Genomic DNA, 15161 nt, shown 5'->3' on the forward strand with positions numbered 1-15161 from the left:
ACCTTAATGTATGGCTCTTTTAATTATTGGGGTTATCATTATTCTGCTAAGCCTGGCAATAACCCGCAGCAACGACAGTAACTTCAGGCGTTTTGCTTCACCCGTTCGCATAATGGGCGGCATCCTTGTTTTAATTGGCATTTTTACATCGTGTATCATTCAAATTGATGCCGGTGAAATCGGCGTAAAGAAATTATTCGGAAAGGTGCAGAATGATGTACTGCATAGCGGCCTCCACTTTATCAATCCCCTGCTCGATGTAGAGAAAATGGACACTAAGACCCAGAATTACACCATGAGCGGTGTGCATGATGAAGGCGCCAAAACAGGGGATGATGCCATTCGTGTACTTACCTCCGATGGACTGGAAGTGGTGATTGACCTAACTGTGCTATATAAAGTATTACCCTCCGATGCTCCCAGCATTGTGCGGGAAACAGGTTTGGACTATACCAATAAAATTGTAAGGCCCGTAACCCGTACCAAGATCCGTGACAACGCAGTATATTATGATGCAGTGGCCTTGTATTCTACCAAACGCGATGAATTTCAAAACCGCATTTTTAAAACCATAGAAGGTGATTTTAAACGGCGTGGCTTATTGCTGGAGCAAATACTCATCCGGAATATAACGTTACCGATTATGGTAAAAACAGCCATCGAGCAAAAGATCACTGCCGAACAGGACGCCCAGAAAATGCAGTTCGTGTTACAAAAAGAACGGCAGGAGGCAGAACGCAAGCGGGTAGAGGCGCAAGGTATTTCAGACTATCAGCGCATAATTAATGAAAGTCTTACCGACCGGCAATTGCAATACGAGCAAATAAAGGCCATGAAAGAACTGGCCGGTTCAAGCAATTCTAAAATGGTGATTATCGGCAGGGGCAATACGCCGGTTATTCTGGATGGGAAACAGTAGGTGTAATAAATTCACTATCAAACCGTTTAAGGGTGTCAACCATACCGTAGATTTGTGAGTGTGAACGAATTATATCCTAATTGAATATCTAATGAGAGTCATTACCACGTTATTATGTTGCTTACCCCTGGCCGCGGCTGCCCAAAACTTTCATTTTGCGGCCCGTTTGGGTATAGCGAATTACCAGGGCGATTTGCAGGCAAAGAGCATTACTTTTAACCAGGCCAAGTTTATGGGTTCACTGGGCGCCATGTACGACCTGTCGGAACATTTTACCGCCCGTACCTATTTCACACTAACCTCTCTGCAGGGTGATGATAAAAAAGGTACTACCGCTATGAAGGCGCGCAACCTGAACTTTCAAACCAAACTGTGGGACATTGAGTTAGGCGCTCAATACAACATTTTAAGCCTGAATAACTCCTGGTGGACGCCTTACATTTTTGCCGGTATTGGATTGTACCATTTCAACCCATTCACTAAAACTGAAGATGGCGCCAAAACCTTTTTACAACCATTAAGTACTGAAGGTCAGGGCATTGAACCCGGAAAAAAAGAATACAAACTCACCCAGTTCAACATACCGCTGGGTATCGGCGCTACGTATGCTATCAGTGAAGACATAAGGGTTGGACTGGAGCTTGGTTACCGTAAACTTTTCACTGATTATGTGGATGATGTAAGCACTACATATGCCGATCAGGGCGCCTTGTTGGCAGCCAAAGGCCAAACTGCTGTTGACCTGGCATACCGGGGCGATGAAGTTGGTGCCGGTGGTTACCCTGCAGCAAAAACAACCCGTGGTGGTTCAAATGTGAAAGACGGTTATTATTATATGGCATTAACCGTTACCGTGCGTTCGTTTATTGATCAGTACAAACGCATAGCCGGTTTACCTGCCTATAACCGCGATAAAAAAGTTGGCTGTCCGGCTACACATTTCTAATTACCGGATTCTGATATAACGATTTGGGCTTCCTCGCAAGGGAAGCCTTTTTTCTTTCTGCCCGCTGCCTTCGTCGCCCCGAAGCCTTGGCGTAGGAGGGGCATCAACCATGGGGGAACTTTTTACTCCAGATGCGGATATATAAATAGATCAGTGCGGACAGGCTGCCTACCCCCCAAATGTAAAAGATGATATTGCTGATTCTGAGACCGTGTTCGGGAACCAACAGGCCATTGTAGGCGCCAATACCCAGAGTAACGGTAAGCCATAAAAATCCTGAAGAAACCGTCCAAACGATCCGCTTCAGAAAGTCCTTTACATCATCTTCCATTAAACCCATACGTAAAGCTTTTTTCAGCTGCAAAATCGCACAAATACGGCACTTAATTGATCAGCAAATTTTTAAACTCGGCAGAGTCGCCGCTGAAGGCGTTGAAATCGACCCGGCAGAAAATACCATTTACATGCCCCTGTTCACTGTATTGCCAAAAATGCCAGTTGCGGTAAATCCGGGGTTTTTCTTTTTGCAGGTAATGGGCTACCCATAATGGGTATTCATCAAATTCGTCTTTCAGCACTTGTTGGTAAAAATCAACATTCGCGTATATAATGGGTCTTACCCCGTAGTAGTTTTCAATAGTAATCAGCCATTCCTTCACCCGTTCCCGTACCTTTTTATAGGGAACTCCATAGGTGGCTTCCACATCTAAAACAGGTGGCATATCGCCGGGGCTTAGTTCAACCGTTTTAATAAAATGTTCAGCCTGGGCTTTGCCGTTTTTAGTAGCAATAAAAAAGTGATAGGCACCGCGGGCCATACCCGCTTCTTTAGCCCGTTTCCAGTTACGTTTATAATAGCGGTCTTCGTTAACCAACCCTTCAGTGGCCTTAATAAAAGTGAAACCAAGCTTTAAACCTTCTACATTCATTGCTTTAACGCTTTCCCAGTCAATAGTTTCCTGGTAGCGTGAAACGTCAATGCCATGAATTGTATAGCGGGTGGGAACTTCTATGCCAAATGCCTCATACCGGGCAAAATGTGCCCTACGCTCCTGCCACCATTCATATACACGAAACAGCAGCATAACTACAGTAGCAGCTACGATCAGGCCAAGTGCAATTCTCCAGTAAATGGCTGCCTTTTTATTTTTTGCCATAAGGGTTCACAAATATATTAGAGCGCCTAAACAAAGCGATGATATAATCTGTTGAAGTGGAAAAATTTAACTCTTTTAAACGTTGAGGTACATAAAACATTGTCTTTAAGCCGGCGAACCCTAATTTTACACTTCTATGCCCGCAATTAACTGGCACGATAGTTTCAACTTATTAACGAGGTTAACACCCCGCCGGGCATGGAATGCTGGTAAGGTACTAAGTAGTTATTATCTTAGTAAAATAACCGGCAAACCAGTACAGTGGGGATACCCGATCTCTATTTCGTTCGAACCTACCACATCCTGCAACCTGCGTTGCCCGGAATGCCCCAGCGGCTTACGGGCATTTACCCGTCCGACGGGGATGTTACAAAAGGATTTTTTTCGGCAAACCATTGACCAGATATCAAAGGAGTTGCTGTATTTGGTTTTTTATTTTCAGGGGGAACCGTACCTCAACCCGGCATTCCTGGATATGGTAAAATATGCAGCCGGAAAGGGTATTTATACGGCCACCTCTACCAATGCGCATTACCTTACCGATGAAAATGCGCGTAAAACGGTAGAAAGCGGATTAGACAGGCTGATCATATCCATCGATGGCACTACCCAGGATGTATACCAACAATACCGGGTGGGTGGAAAACTGAATAAAGTACTGGAGGGAGCCCGCAACATTGTAAAGTGGAAAAAGGAATTAAAAAGCAAAACGCCGTTTGTGTTTTTCCAGTTCCTGGTGGTAAAACCAAATGAGCATCAGATAGAAGATGTAAAGCGACTGGCCAAAGAAATAGGTGTTGATGAAGTGAGGTTTAAAACGGCGCAGGTATATGACTATGAGCAAGACCCCAATAAATTGATCCCTACCATTGAAAAATACAGCAGGTACCGTAAAAACCAGCAGGGGCAAATGGAATTTAAGAATGCTCTGAACAACCATTGCTGGCGTTTATGGCATGCAACAGTGATAAGCTGGGATGGTTTGGTTGTACCCTGTTGCTTTGATAAAGATGCCCAACACCCCCTGGGAGACCTGAAGGGGAAGAGCTTTAAAGAGGTATGGCATAATGACAAGTATAAGCGATTTCGGGAGCAGGTATTGATGAGCAGAAAAAATATTGATATCTGTGCCAATTGCAGTGAGGGTACAAAAGTCTGGGGCGATTGATAATAACCTGATACGGTTATAGCGTACAGAATAAATATATATCTATCCTTATCGGGTGCTATGAAAATTGAGGAATAAAGATGGAATAAGTACTGAATGGAGAACAAAATAATGTAATTTCGAAAAACAGAATAGGTTTAGCAGCACTATACATAAGGTCAAACAGTAACCTGACCCAAACCCCTAACAGCCCGGAGCTAAACGCTAAAATCCGGAACCGGAAAAGCGAACCTCATCCTCCCCATGCCTGACCGCAGAACAAGTTTAAATCTGTAACTAGGATGTTCTTGTCTGCATCTGTTTGTAGCCGGTTGCAAAAAAATACATCAAGAAAACAAACCGTCATCAATCCGGTATGTAACCGATAATGACATTGCATTTACCAATTATCTTATGATAGCAACCAACGATCGGCCCAAGCCGGGTGATTCCTGTTTGATTCACTAATTAAATCATAAAGTCTTGAGCAGCGCCATGAGTATTGAAAAAGACATTCAACAGTCGAAATTCCGGAACGAGTATCACAAAACAGTGGTCAACCTTATTTTTACTTACAACTGGATCACAGAAAAGACCAAACAGTTTTTTGATAAAGGCGACATTACCTCACAACAGTATAATATCCTGCGCATTTTACGGGGCGCCGGAAAGCCTTTATCTACCTTACAGATCCGCCAGCGGATGTTGGACAAAATGAGCGATACCAGCCGTATTGTAGACAGGCTGGTAAAAAAAGAACTGGTTCAGAAAGTAATCTGCAAAACCGACCGTCGCCTGGTAGATGTTACCATCACCGACATTGGGTTGCAATTACTGGATAAACTGGACAGTTACAACGAGCAAATGGATGCCATGCTCGGCAACCTTACCGAAGAAGATGCAAAAATGTTAAATCATTTACTCGATAAAATTAGAAGCTCAGAATAGTGTACTTTACAACATCCGTTAATCTTTTAATCCGAACATGAAAAAAGCTTTAAGCCTGATGGCGGGGGTCTGTTTGTTGGTATCTTATGTAGTAGCGCAACCCAAGTATGAGTTCAGGGCGGCGTGGATAGCTACAGTAGAGAACATTGACTGGCCAACAAGAGGTAATTATAACACAGAGAGTCAGAAAGCAGAGTATATCAATCTGCTTGAAATGCATAAGCGCAATGGCCTGAACGCCGTTATTGTGCAGGTGCGACCCTGTGCGGATGCTTTTTACCCGTCACAGTATGAGCCCTGGAGCCAATGGCTTACCGGCAAACAGGGGAAGGCGCCTGCGCCTTATTACGATCCCCTTGCTTTCATGATTGAAGAAGCCCATAAACGGGGTATGGAATTTCACGCCTGGTGTAACCCATACCGGGCTGAGTTTGCCATTGGAAAATCATCGGTGTCACCCAACCACATAACTAAGATGCACCCCGAGTGGTTTTTGAGTTATGCCGGCACCCGGTACTTCGATCCCGGCAATAAAGAAGCGCAGCAATATGTGGTAAATGTGATCCGCGATATTGTAAGCCGCTACGATATAGACGCTATTCACTTCGATGATTATTTTTACCCCTATCCCGAAGACAAAGAGTTTCCGGATAGTGAAAGTTATAAGAAGTATGGCAACGGTTTAAGCCTCGGCGACTGGCGCCGCAGCAATACCGATTCCATTATCCAAAAACTGAGCATAGCAATAAAAGAAGAGAACCGGCTCTGCCGCTTTGGGATTTCGCCTTTTGCCATCTGGAAAAACCGCAGCCAGGACCCCGAAGGCAGCGCCACAGCTGCATTGACCAATTATGGCGATCTGTATGCCGACATCCTGCTTTGGTTGAAGAGCGGCTGGATAGATTACGTAGCTCCCCAGTTGTATTTTGAATTTGGACACCCCCGCGCAGATTATGCAGTACTGCTCGACTGGTGGGCTAAACACTCCTACGGTCGCCATTGCTACATTGGACTGGGCATTTTTAAAGCCGGCACCAACGCCGCCTGGCGCGATAAGACCCAGCTTCCCCGCCAGATAGCAGCAATGCGCAAATACCCTGAAATCCAGGGGGCCATTTACTTCAGCACGCAGTCATTTGTAAGAAATCCATTGGGGTGGAACGACAGCCTGCGCTATAATTATTATAAGGAACCGGCCATGATACCACCCATGCCGTGGATCGATTCGGTAAGACCTGCGAACCCCGAAGTGTTGTCGATAAAACCGGTTGATACCACGCTTCGGATAGAAGTGGTAAAAACAGCTTCAGAAAAAAAGAAGATCAAATGCTACCGGCTCTATGCCTGCTACAACGAAGAATTCAATAACAACAATTTCTATAATTCACAATTGATAGGTTGCCGGTTCGATACAGCCGATAGCTGCATCTTTTACGCACCCCTTCGTAACGATAAGAAGTTTGTACGGTTCTACGTCACCTCCCTCGATGATGAGAATAATGAGAGCAAGCCTTATCCCAACTGGCCCATAAAGCTGGAAGCGGTGAAGGTAGACAGGTTAGGTTGGACGTTGAGTAAGGAATCGAATATGGCGACTAAGTAGTTGACCAGTTGTTGAAACATTATTTTGAGGCTCCTTTTTAAAAGGGGCCTTTTTTATTGGCTGATTCTGAGCGAAATAGGAGGTGCGGACACCAGGAACAAGCTATCAACTGGATGATCCATTTTAAACAAACTGGACCACCAGATTCCCCCTAAATCTCTACCTTTGCCCTCACCACAATAAACTATAACATTAAACAAAATTCAATATGCCTGGCTTTGAACTTTTTGGCGCCGATGAACGCAAACATGTAAACGATGTAATGGAAACCGGTATCCTGATGCGATTTGGTTTTGATGGTGCCCGTAAAGGGATCTGGAAAGCAAAGGAACTGGAAGCCGCTATCAACAAAAAATTTGGTTGTCAGTATACACACCTCGTATCCAGCGGTACTACCGCCCTTACCACAGTTATGAGTGCATTGGGAATTGGGTATGGCGATGAAGTGATTATGCCCACCTTTACGTTTGTTGCCAGTTTTGAGTGTATCATCAGTGTGGGCGCTGTTCCCGTGCTGGTTGATGTGGATGATACCCTTACCATGAACCCCGATGCCGTTCGCAAAGCCATTACACCCAAAACAAAGTGTGTAATGCCAGTGCATATGTGCGGTGCTGCGGCCGATATGGATGCCCTGAGACAGATTTGTAAAGAGCACAACCTGTTGTTATTGGAAGACGCCTGCCAAAGCTTTGGCGCTACTTATAAAGGAAAATACCTGGGAACCATCGGCGATGCCGGTACCTTCTCATTCGACTTTGTAAAAACAGTAACCTGCGGCGAAGGCGGTGCTATTGTAACCAACCGGGAAGATATTTACATCGGCAGCGATGGATTCAGTGATCATGGTCACGACCACAAAGGGGTTGACCGCGGTGCCGATCTGCATCCCTTCCTGGGTTATAATTTCCGCATTTCAGAACTGCATGCTGCAGTTGGGTTGGCGCAATTTAACCGCTTGGATGAGTTTGTGGCCAAACAACGCGCGGGCCATGCCCAATTGAAAGCTGTACTGGCCCAGGTGCCGGAGATCAGCTTCCGCCGCCTGCCCGATGAAGCCGGCGACAGCTGCACCTTCCTGAGCTGGTTCCTGCCAACAACAGAACTTACCCAGGCTGTAGTAGCAGAAATGAAAGCCCAGAATATCTGGGGCGGTAATTTCTACTGGTTCGATCACAACTGGCATTATATCCGCAAATGGGAGCACCTGAAAAAAGGCGTTACCCTCAATGCCCTGCATCCTGAGTACAAGGCAGCTATTATGGCCCAGGCCAATAAAGATTTTTCGGCCAGTGATGCGGTAATGAGCCGTGGTATCACTACCCAGATCTCATTGATGCCAACAGAGCAACAAATGAAAGAAAAAGGAGAGAAAATTGTAAGTGCAGTTAAAAAAGTACTGGCTGCACAAAAGATATCAGCCTGATAATAATTTTAAAATTGGGCCTGCGTTTAGAAGGTGGTTGCCATACAGCGATCACCTTCTAAACTTTACAAACCCGGCGTAATTAGAAAATGAAAAGAACCGCTATCGCTATAAAAACAGGCCTTATCCTTGGCCTGGGTGCATTATTAATTTTGGCCAGTTGTAAAAGTCAGGATACCACTACTGCCGGGCCCGACAATGTGAGTGATTCTGCCCGCAAAGTGCAGGACCGCGTAGACAGCCTCAGAAAGACCCACTATTTGAATAACGACCTCTCGATAATTTTCCTCGATGCTACTTCCTGGATCATGAAAACCCAAATGGCGCTTACGAGGGCCGAAATAGCCGGCAATAAAAAGGCGATGGTCGATAGCCTGGTTATTAACAGTACCCAGGGAGATACCTTGTATTTGACCCTGCGCAGAATGTATGAGGCGGGGGCCGTGTTTGCCACCAGCTATACCGAAAAGGACCAGTACCGGGCCATGCGCGAACCAGACAGCTCGAAGTTATGGTTGCAGAAATACTTTCAGGGAAATACGCCTACAGAGGCACTGACTACCTTACAGAAATTTCAGAACGATGCTACGGTGATCAATAAGATCGTTCGGAGGTAGTTACTTTCCCTCCAATCTATTCACATATTCCAGAGAGCCCAGCCTGAACCGCAAAGGAACCTTTGTGGTTTTCTCGAATTGCAATTCCTTTTTGCAAAAGAAGCCAAACTGTTGGGTGTAACAATTGTTACTTATTGTATTAACAGCCGTGGGTGGCTGAAATACAGGCGGAACGGTCATGCTGGGGCGGTTTAGCACATGAAAACCAATTGTTGGTAACTTTTTCGGCAATTTATACATAGAAACCGGCGCCACTCTTGTGGAAGAAAATAACACCCTATCCAATGTTATATTTACCTGATTTTGAGCCGAAGTTGTTCCTGCCCGCAAACAAAAAGCCGCAAAGACAATAATTTTATAAAATCGTTTCACAACGTTGATTACATTTGTCTGTAAATTTACGGCCTGATTTTTGTGGTTGCCGCGAATTTTTGTTAAATTTTCAGGCGACTAATCGAAATAAAATATTGACGCACATGGCATTGAGTCAAAGTTTACAGCAAAAGCTATTACAAAAACTTTCTCCCCAGCAAATTCAGCTGATGAAACTGCTGCAGGTGCCTACGGCTAATTTGGAAGAACGGATCAAAGAAGAGCTGGAAGAAAATCCCGCTTTGGAAGTGTCTGAAGAAAATCATGACGAGTACGATAATGAGACTAAGGATGAATTCGACAGCAGCGATGAAGAGGATTTTGATGTGGATGGCAGTGAGGATGAATACGACAATATCGACATTAGCGAATACGTAGGCGACGAAGACGGAGAAATAGCTGATTATAAGTTGCGGGATGATAATTATCCCGAAATGGATGACAAAAAAGTTGTTCCATATAGAATAGAAACGTCTTTTCATGAACACCTGCTGGGGCAGCTGGGCATGATGAAGATGAGCGACAATGAACGCAAGATCGCAGAACAAATCGTAGGCAGTATAGACGATGATGGTTACCTGCGCCGCGAAACGGCGGCCATTGTGGATGACCTCGCGTTCCGCCAGAATATTGAAACCAACGAGCAGGAAGTGGAAAAGGTGATCAAAATGATACAACAGTTTGATCCGCCGGGAGTATGCGCCCGTGACCTGCAGGAATGTTTGTTGTTGCAACTGGCCCGTCAGCAACGCGAAGGCAAAAACGTAGATAAAGCCATCGACGTGCTCACCGATTACTTTGATGAATTTACCAAAAAGCACTACGATAAAATTCAGCGTGGGTTGAACCTCGATGATGAGGGATTGAAGGATGTGATTGGTCAGATCATTAAGCTTACGCCGAAACCCGGTGGTAACCATGGCGACATCAACAAGGCTGAAAGCTATGTAGTGCCCGACTTCTTTGTATTTAACAACGGCGGCAAGCTGGAGCTTACCTTAAACTCCAAAAACGCTCCTGATCTGCGCATCAGCGAAGGTTATCGGGATATGCTGCGGGAATACGATAAAGGCAGTAAGAAAGACAAGCGGCAAAAAGAAGCGGTATTATTCATAAAACAAAAGATAGATGCAGCCAAGTGGTTCATCGATGCCATTAAACAACGCCAGCATACGCTGAGCAGCGTTATGGAAACCATCATGACCTATCAACGGGAGTTTTTCCTCACCGGCGATGAAACTACCATGAAGCCCATGATCCTGAAAGATATTGCCGAACGCACCGGACTCGATATTTCTACCGTAAGCCGGGTGGCCAACAGCAAATTTGTACAAACTGAGTTTGGTACCTACCGGTTAAAATTCTTCTTTAGTGAATCGCTCAGTACCGACAGTGGGGAAGAGGTATCTACCCGGGAGGTAAAAAAGATTCTCAGCGACCTGATAGAAGGAGAAAGCAAAAAGAAACCATTGAGCGACGAAAAACTCACTGAGCTATTGCAGGAAAAAGGTTATAATATTGCACGCCGAACCGTTGCCAAGTACCGCGAACAATTGAACATTCCCGTGGCCCGGTTACGGAAAGAACTGTAATAGCAAACTTTTTATGTCAACAACACCGGTTACTGCTGTACCTCGCCCCCAACAACCAGCACCCATCAGGGTATTGGCGCATTTGTTTTCCTATGTTTTTCATCCGTTGTTTATTCCGGCGTATGTAACCGCGTATTTGTTATATGTTGATCCCTATTCGTTTGCAGGAATAAATTATAAATACAAGTTCTTCCGGCTTATTTCCGTTTTCTTTAATACGGCCCTCATTCCGGGGTTCGCCGTGTTTTTAATGTGGCGGTTGAAGCTGATACAATCCATGCAGTTGCGCACGCAGAAAGAAAGGATCATTCCTTATGCCGCTGCCATGATCTTTTACTTCTGGGCCTGGTACGTTTTCCATAATCAGAAGGATAACCCACAGGCATTTCTTGATTTTCTGCTGGGTTCTTTTCTAGGAGTTTGTGCCGCCTGGTTTTTGAATATTATCGCAAAAGTGAGCATGCATGCTATTGGTGTAGGCGGATTGGCGACCTTCTTTTTGTTACAGGCATTTAACCAGCAGGATGTTACAGGCGTTTATTTCTCTATCGCTATATTGATTACCGGAATAGTTTGTACCTCCCGTCTTATAGTTTCAGATCACACCCAAAAAGAGATTTACATGGGGCTTGTAGGTGGCGCCTTTTGCCAGTTACTCGCCGTATGGTTACAATAACCCTTCGATTCCACTTAGGGCAAAAAAGAATCCCGACGGTTACCGTCGGGATTCTTTTTTGTTTCAAACCCATTGTAAAGGGTTCTTATTATCCGTTCAATACTTTAGACTTCTGGATGTAACTTTTAGTAGGATGATAAATGAATAAGCAGGTACCATCCTTGATTGTTTCAATTACTTTATCGGTTTCATCTGCAGGAAGCGCAGGGCAACCGTAACTGCGGCCATTCATAGCGGCGCGGCTTAAATAATCTTCACCTACATAGTAAGAACCGTGAATCACGATGTTCCGTTTGTCGGCTTTGTCGTTGATATTTTTTTCCAGTCCTTCAATTTTTAAAGACAGGCCGTGGCTACCATAATAAGTATTGCTGGTAACATAAAAACCCAGGCTGCTTTTGTGCGACTCGGGGCTATTGGAGAACGACTGGGCAAACTCACCACCAGAATTACGGCCATGGGCTACAAAGGTGTTGATCAGCACTTTCTTTTCGGCCATGTCAATTACATAGAATCTCTTTCTGCGCGACGACTGGCTGAAGTCGCAGATAGAAAGCACTTCATTCTTCACGACTTGTCCTTTTTCCACCAGGTATTTATATCCTTTTAACGCATATTCAAAAGCTGACACCGAAAGACCATATTTTCCCAGTTCCATTTGCGTATACAGCCCTATTGCTTCTTCCGCCAGCTTTTGGGCTGCCGTTTTTGCAAGCACCTTCACCGATTTAAAAACCGGGACGGGATTGGTTGATTTTACCGTTACTGGCTCCTCCTTCACGATTTCGGCTTCTGCTGCTCCTGATTTCACTACTGGTGATACTGCTAAAAAGCACACCAACACACCCAATGACATTTTCTTATATGTCCGCTTCATAGGAATTTTGAACTTCTAAAACGATTAACGACTATTTTTTTCTCAAGATTTACGCCCTTTAACGAAGGTTTTCGAAATTTATTTTCGTCATTTTAGCCTAAAATGCCGTGTTTTCCGAAATATTTCCGGTGGTATGCAAATAGGCCTATTGTGTACTAAGTAAAACTACGTAGTGGTAAGCAAGTATCTGGACGACAAATCATTGAGGACCGGCATGGTCCCTTCTTTCAATGTTGAACTCGTTCGCGTAAATTTTGATGAGGACGAGGAAAAGTGATATTAAAATAGGACCGAATATAAGCCCGATAAACCCGAAAAGGCCTACCCCGATAATAACTCCGAAACCGGTGATCAGGGGATGCACATCACCAATGCGTTTCAGTATTACAAACCGAAACAGGTTATCGACCGTGCCTATAACGCCAAATCCATATAAAAGCATAATGACGCCTTTGGTTGTGTGACCGCCGGCAAAAAATAACAGTCCTACTGGTACATAGGCAATAGCCGCGCCTAATATAGGGAGCATACTGGTGATACAGGTGATCACAAACCAGAACCAGGGTTCATTAACACCCAGAATGAGATAACCGATCAGTCCTACAACACCCTGCAGAATGGCGATGAGGGGAATCCCGATGGCATTCGAATATACCATGGTGTTAAGCTCTCTGCGCAATAACAGCGTGTTCTCGTCTTTCACGGGTACCCAGTCGTAAAAGTTAGATTCCATTTTGCGTCCTTCCACCAACATGAAGTATAAAATAAAATACATGATCACTATGCTGGTGAGTGTATCGAAAGCGCCGCCAAGGATCTTGGGTACTGTTTCTCCGGTCCAGGCGGTTATTTTCTGCAGATTGGTATCGGTGAGGATGTTTATTTTATACTGGCCTTCCAGCTTTCCTATATATGTTTTCAGGCTCTCCAGCACATCCTGCGAATGTTGCATGGCAAAGGCAACTTTTGAACTAAGCATATTTACCACCAGGAAAATAGGCAGCAGAATAACCAGGAAAGACAACAGCATAAGCAGGGTGGCCGCCAGGCTTTTTTTCCATTTATACTGGCCTTGTAAAACAAACATCCATTTACGCAGCAGAACATATAAGGTATAGGCTCCCAGAAAAGCAGGTATCAGGCTTTTTAACTGGTTAAATAAAACCAGACCGAGAATAATAATAGTAGCTAAAATAAGGACCTGCCTGATGGCATTGTTAGGTATTTGTTGCTTCATGCTGGTTGTAACTTAAGGAATTAACCAGTAATTGCAAAAGCTATTCCGCCAAAAATGAAAAAGGGCTGACGGTACCGTCAGCCCTTTTTAACCAGAAAGCTGTTATATCTTAACTTTCTTCCATTTACCTTTTTTGAAGAGGATGATACCGGCAATAGTAATACCGGTTTCAGCCAGCACAATAGCGATAAATACGCCCTTGGGGCCCAGCTTAAACACCATAGCCAGCAAAAAAGCCAGCGGCACCTGGAACATCCAGAAACCAAATATATTGATCAGCGTGGGGGTACGGGTATCCCCGGCGCCATTAAAGGCATTGGTAACTACCATGCCTACACCATAAAAGATATAACCCAGGCTTACGATGCGTAAGGCCATTACTGCATAAGATTCAACCGTAACATCCTTGTTCATGAATGCCACTATTGGTTGGGCAAATAACAAAAATATCAGCGTAACAAAGATCATGAAGATGGTATTGTATTTGGCGGTACGCCATACTGATTGTTCGGCTCTTTGCGGTTGCTGTGCGCCCAGGTTTTGACCAACCAGGGTGGCTGCGGCATTGCTCATACCCCAGGCGGGCAATAAGAAGAACATGATCAGTCTTATGGCAACGCCATAACCGGCAACCGCCGTATCACCGAATTCAGCCATAATACGGGCCAGTACCATCCAACTGGCAGAAGCGATCAGGAATTGTGCAGTACCCGTCCAGGCAATATTTGAAATAGATTTAATGATGGGCCAGTCGGGCTTAAAATCCTGCTTTCTTACCTTGATCGATCTTTTACCGCTGAATAAATGATAGAGCTGATAAAGAACCCCAATACCGCGGCCAATGGTAGTGGCAATAGCTGCGCCGGTAATTCCAAAAGCAGGTATAGGCCCCAACCCGTAAATCAGTACCGGGCATAAGATGATATTACAGAAATTGGCGATCCATAACGAGCGCATAGCCATGGATGCATCACCGGCTCCCCGGAAGATACCATTGATCAGGAACAGCAACATAATTACCACGCTGCCACCATAAATGATGCGGGTATAATTTGTGCCTATATGAATGGTTTCGGCAGAAGCACCCATTGCTTTCAGAATTTCCGGCGCAAAAATTAAACCGGTAGTACTGATAATAACAGTTAAGATGAATGCAATGATCAGCGATTGCATCCCGGCTTTTGATGCAGCTTCGGGATTCTTTTCACCAATGCGACGCGCTACCATGGCAGTAGCGGCCATACTTAAACCGATAGCCAGTGAATAAACAATGGTAAGCACCGATTCGGTAAGCACCACTGTTGACACTGCTTCGTTTTTGCCAAGATGACCTACAAAGTAAATATCCACCACCGCAAAAACCGACTCCATACACATTTCAAGTATCATGGGCACGGCCAGTAAAAAAACGGCACGGCGAATACTACCCTGCGTGTAATCCTGTTCCTGGCCCGATAATGCCAGCTTAAATAAAGAGAAAAAAGATTTGATACGCATAGTAACTATGTTGGGTGTGTGGTCCGACATACAAATGCTGTTTAACAAGTAATACAATAAATGAAACACCAGCGCTGCAAAGCGCAATTAAAAGGCAAGGGGGATCACGGCATATTCGACGAACACACCTGGTGCTGTAGTGAGATG

At 44.8% G+C, this 15161-nt stretch carries 14 protein-coding genes; 9 read left to right on the plus strand and 5 right to left on the minus strand.

The window, feature by feature from the left end; genetic code table 11:
* The first annotated feature begins 10 nt into the window (after positions 1 to 10).
* Positions 11 to 919: a prohibitin family protein gene (locus BMX95_RS04085; RefSeq protein WP_081198701.1), complete on the plus strand. Its 909-nt coding sequence runs from the start codon at positions 11 to 13 to the stop codon at positions 917 to 919.
* A gap of 91 nt (positions 920 to 1010) precedes the next feature.
* Complete coding sequence (locus BMX95_RS04090; protein ID WP_081198700.1) at positions 1011 to 1865, plus strand: DUF6089 family protein; 855 nt, start codon at positions 1011 to 1013, stop codon at positions 1863 to 1865.
* 103 nt (positions 1866 to 1968) lie between these two features.
* Here BMX95_RS04090 and BMX95_RS04095 read toward each other — a convergent pair whose 3' ends face one another.
* Positions 1969 to 2205 carry a hypothetical protein gene (locus tag BMX95_RS04095; protein WP_081198699.1) on the minus strand — a complete coding sequence of 79 codons (237 nt, stop codon included), beginning with the start codon at positions 2203 to 2205 and terminating at the stop codon, positions 1969 to 1971.
* A 43-nt stretch (positions 2206 to 2248) separates the two neighbouring features.
* Positions 2249 to 3022 carry a glycoside hydrolase family 25 protein gene (locus tag BMX95_RS04100; RefSeq protein ID WP_081198698.1) on the minus strand — a complete coding sequence of 258 codons (774 nt, stop codon included), beginning with the start codon at positions 3020 to 3022 and terminating at the stop codon, positions 2249 to 2251.
* A gap of 136 nt (positions 3023 to 3158) precedes the next feature.
* Between BMX95_RS04100 and BMX95_RS04105 the strand changes: the two genes are divergently transcribed.
* The 7 genes from BMX95_RS04105 to BMX95_RS04140 all read left to right on the plus strand — a co-directional run bounded on the left by BMX95_RS04105 (position 3159) and on the right by BMX95_RS04140 (position 11403).
* Positions 3159 to 4190: a radical SAM/SPASM domain-containing protein gene (locus tag BMX95_RS04105; RefSeq protein ID WP_081198697.1), complete on the plus strand. Its 1032-nt coding sequence runs from the start codon at positions 3159 to 3161 to the stop codon at positions 4188 to 4190.
* Positions 4191 to 4652: 462 nt separating this feature from the next.
* On the plus strand, positions 4653 to 5117 hold the full coding sequence (locus BMX95_RS04110) for a MarR family winged helix-turn-helix transcriptional regulator (RefSeq protein WP_242673055.1): 465 nt from the start codon (positions 4653 to 4655) through the stop codon (positions 5115 to 5117).
* Between the two features lie 37 nt (positions 5118 to 5154).
* Entirely contained in the window at positions 5155 to 6720 is a 1566-nt protein-coding gene (locus BMX95_RS04115; RefSeq protein WP_081198695.1) for a glycoside hydrolase family 10-like protein, read from the plus strand.
* A gap of 208 nt (positions 6721 to 6928) precedes the next feature.
* Positions 6929 to 8146, plus strand: a complete 1218-nt coding sequence (locus BMX95_RS04120; protein WP_081198694.1) for a DegT/DnrJ/EryC1/StrS family aminotransferase — start codon at positions 6929 to 6931, stop codon at positions 8144 to 8146.
* A gap of 89 nt (positions 8147 to 8235) precedes the next feature.
* Positions 8236 to 8763 (plus strand): hypothetical protein, encoded by a 528-nt coding sequence (locus tag BMX95_RS04125; protein ID WP_081198693.1) that lies wholly within the window; start codon positions 8236 to 8238, stop codon positions 8761 to 8763.
* Between the two features lie 476 nt (positions 8764 to 9239).
* Positions 9240 to 10727: an RNA polymerase factor sigma-54 gene (gene rpoN / locus BMX95_RS04135; protein WP_081198691.1), complete on the plus strand. Its 1488-nt coding sequence runs from the start codon at positions 9240 to 9242 to the stop codon at positions 10725 to 10727.
* 13 nt (positions 10728 to 10740) lie between these two features.
* Positions 10741 to 11403: a hypothetical protein gene (locus BMX95_RS04140; RefSeq protein WP_081198690.1), complete on the plus strand. Its 663-nt coding sequence runs from the start codon at positions 10741 to 10743 to the stop codon at positions 11401 to 11403.
* Between the two features lie 88 nt (positions 11404 to 11491).
* On the opposite strand, the gene BMX95_RS04145 is transcribed toward BMX95_RS04140, so the two are convergent.
* From BMX95_RS04145 to BMX95_RS04155, 3 genes are all read right to left on the minus strand, one after another.
* Complete coding sequence (locus BMX95_RS04145) at positions 11492 to 12280, minus strand: murein L,D-transpeptidase catalytic domain family protein (protein ID WP_242673053.1); 789 nt, start codon at positions 12278 to 12280, stop codon at positions 11492 to 11494.
* Positions 12281 to 12479: 199 nt separating this feature from the next.
* The gene (locus BMX95_RS04150; protein WP_081198689.1) at positions 12480 to 13517 is read right to left on the minus strand and encodes an AI-2E family transporter; all 1038 of its coding nucleotides are present in this window, start codon (positions 13515 to 13517) and stop codon (positions 12480 to 12482) included.
* A gap of 102 nt (positions 13518 to 13619) precedes the next feature.
* On the minus strand, positions 13620 to 15044 hold the full coding sequence (locus tag BMX95_RS04155) for an MATE family efflux transporter (RefSeq protein ID WP_081198688.1): 1425 nt from the start codon (positions 15042 to 15044) through the stop codon (positions 13620 to 13622).
* Between the last annotated feature and the right edge of the window lie 117 nt (positions 15045 to 15161).

This window comes from Niastella yeongjuensis (assembly GCF_900110245.1).
In the GTDB taxonomy this organism is placed as follows: Bacteria; Bacteroidota; Bacteroidia; order Chitinophagales; family Chitinophagaceae; genus Niastella; species Niastella yeongjuensis.

Bases quoted from the DNA above. Each gene is read 5' to 3' on its own strand.
- rpoN (WP_081198691.1), top strand. From the start codon at position 9,240: ATGGCATTGAGTCAAAGTTTACAGCAAAAGCTATTACAAAAACTTTCT.
- BMX95_RS04100 (WP_081198698.1), bottom strand. From the start codon at position 3,022: ATGGCAAAAAATAAAAAGGCAGCCATTTACTGGAGAATTGCACTTGGC.
- BMX95_RS04105 (WP_081198697.1), top strand. From the start codon at position 3,159: ATGCCCGCAATTAACTGGCACGATAGTTTCAACTTATTAACGAGGTTA.
- BMX95_RS04125 (WP_081198693.1), top strand. From the start codon at position 8,236: ATGAAAAGAACCGCTATCGCTATAAAAACAGGCCTTATCCTTGGCCTG.
- BMX95_RS04115 (WP_081198695.1), top strand. From the start codon at position 5,155: ATGAAAAAAGCTTTAAGCCTGATGGCGGGGGTCTGTTTGTTGGTATCT.
- BMX95_RS04150 (WP_081198689.1), bottom strand. From the start codon at position 13,517: ATGAAGCAACAAATACCTAACAATGCCATCAGGCAGGTCCTTATTTTA.
- BMX95_RS04090 (WP_081198700.1), top strand. From the start codon at position 1,011: ATGAGAGTCATTACCACGTTATTATGTTGCTTACCCCTGGCCGCGGCT.
- BMX95_RS04095 (WP_081198699.1), bottom strand. From the start codon at position 2,205: ATGGGTTTAATGGAAGATGATGTAAAGGACTTTCTGAAGCGGATCGTT.
- BMX95_RS04120 (WP_081198694.1), top strand. From the start codon at position 6,929: ATGCCTGGCTTTGAACTTTTTGGCGCCGATGAACGCAAACATGTAAAC.
- BMX95_RS04085 (WP_081198701.1), top strand. From the start codon at position 11: ATGGCTCTTTTAATTATTGGGGTTATCATTATTCTGCTAAGCCTGGCA.
- BMX95_RS04155 (WP_081198688.1), bottom strand. From the start codon at position 15,044: ATGTCGGACCACACACCCAACATAGTTACTATGCGTATCAAATCTTTT.
- BMX95_RS04140 (WP_081198690.1), top strand. From the start codon at position 10,741: ATGTCAACAACACCGGTTACTGCTGTACCTCGCCCCCAACAACCAGCA.
- BMX95_RS04145 (WP_242673053.1), bottom strand. From the start codon at position 12,280: ATGAAGCGGACATATAAGAAAATGTCATTGGGTGTGTTGGTGTGCTTT.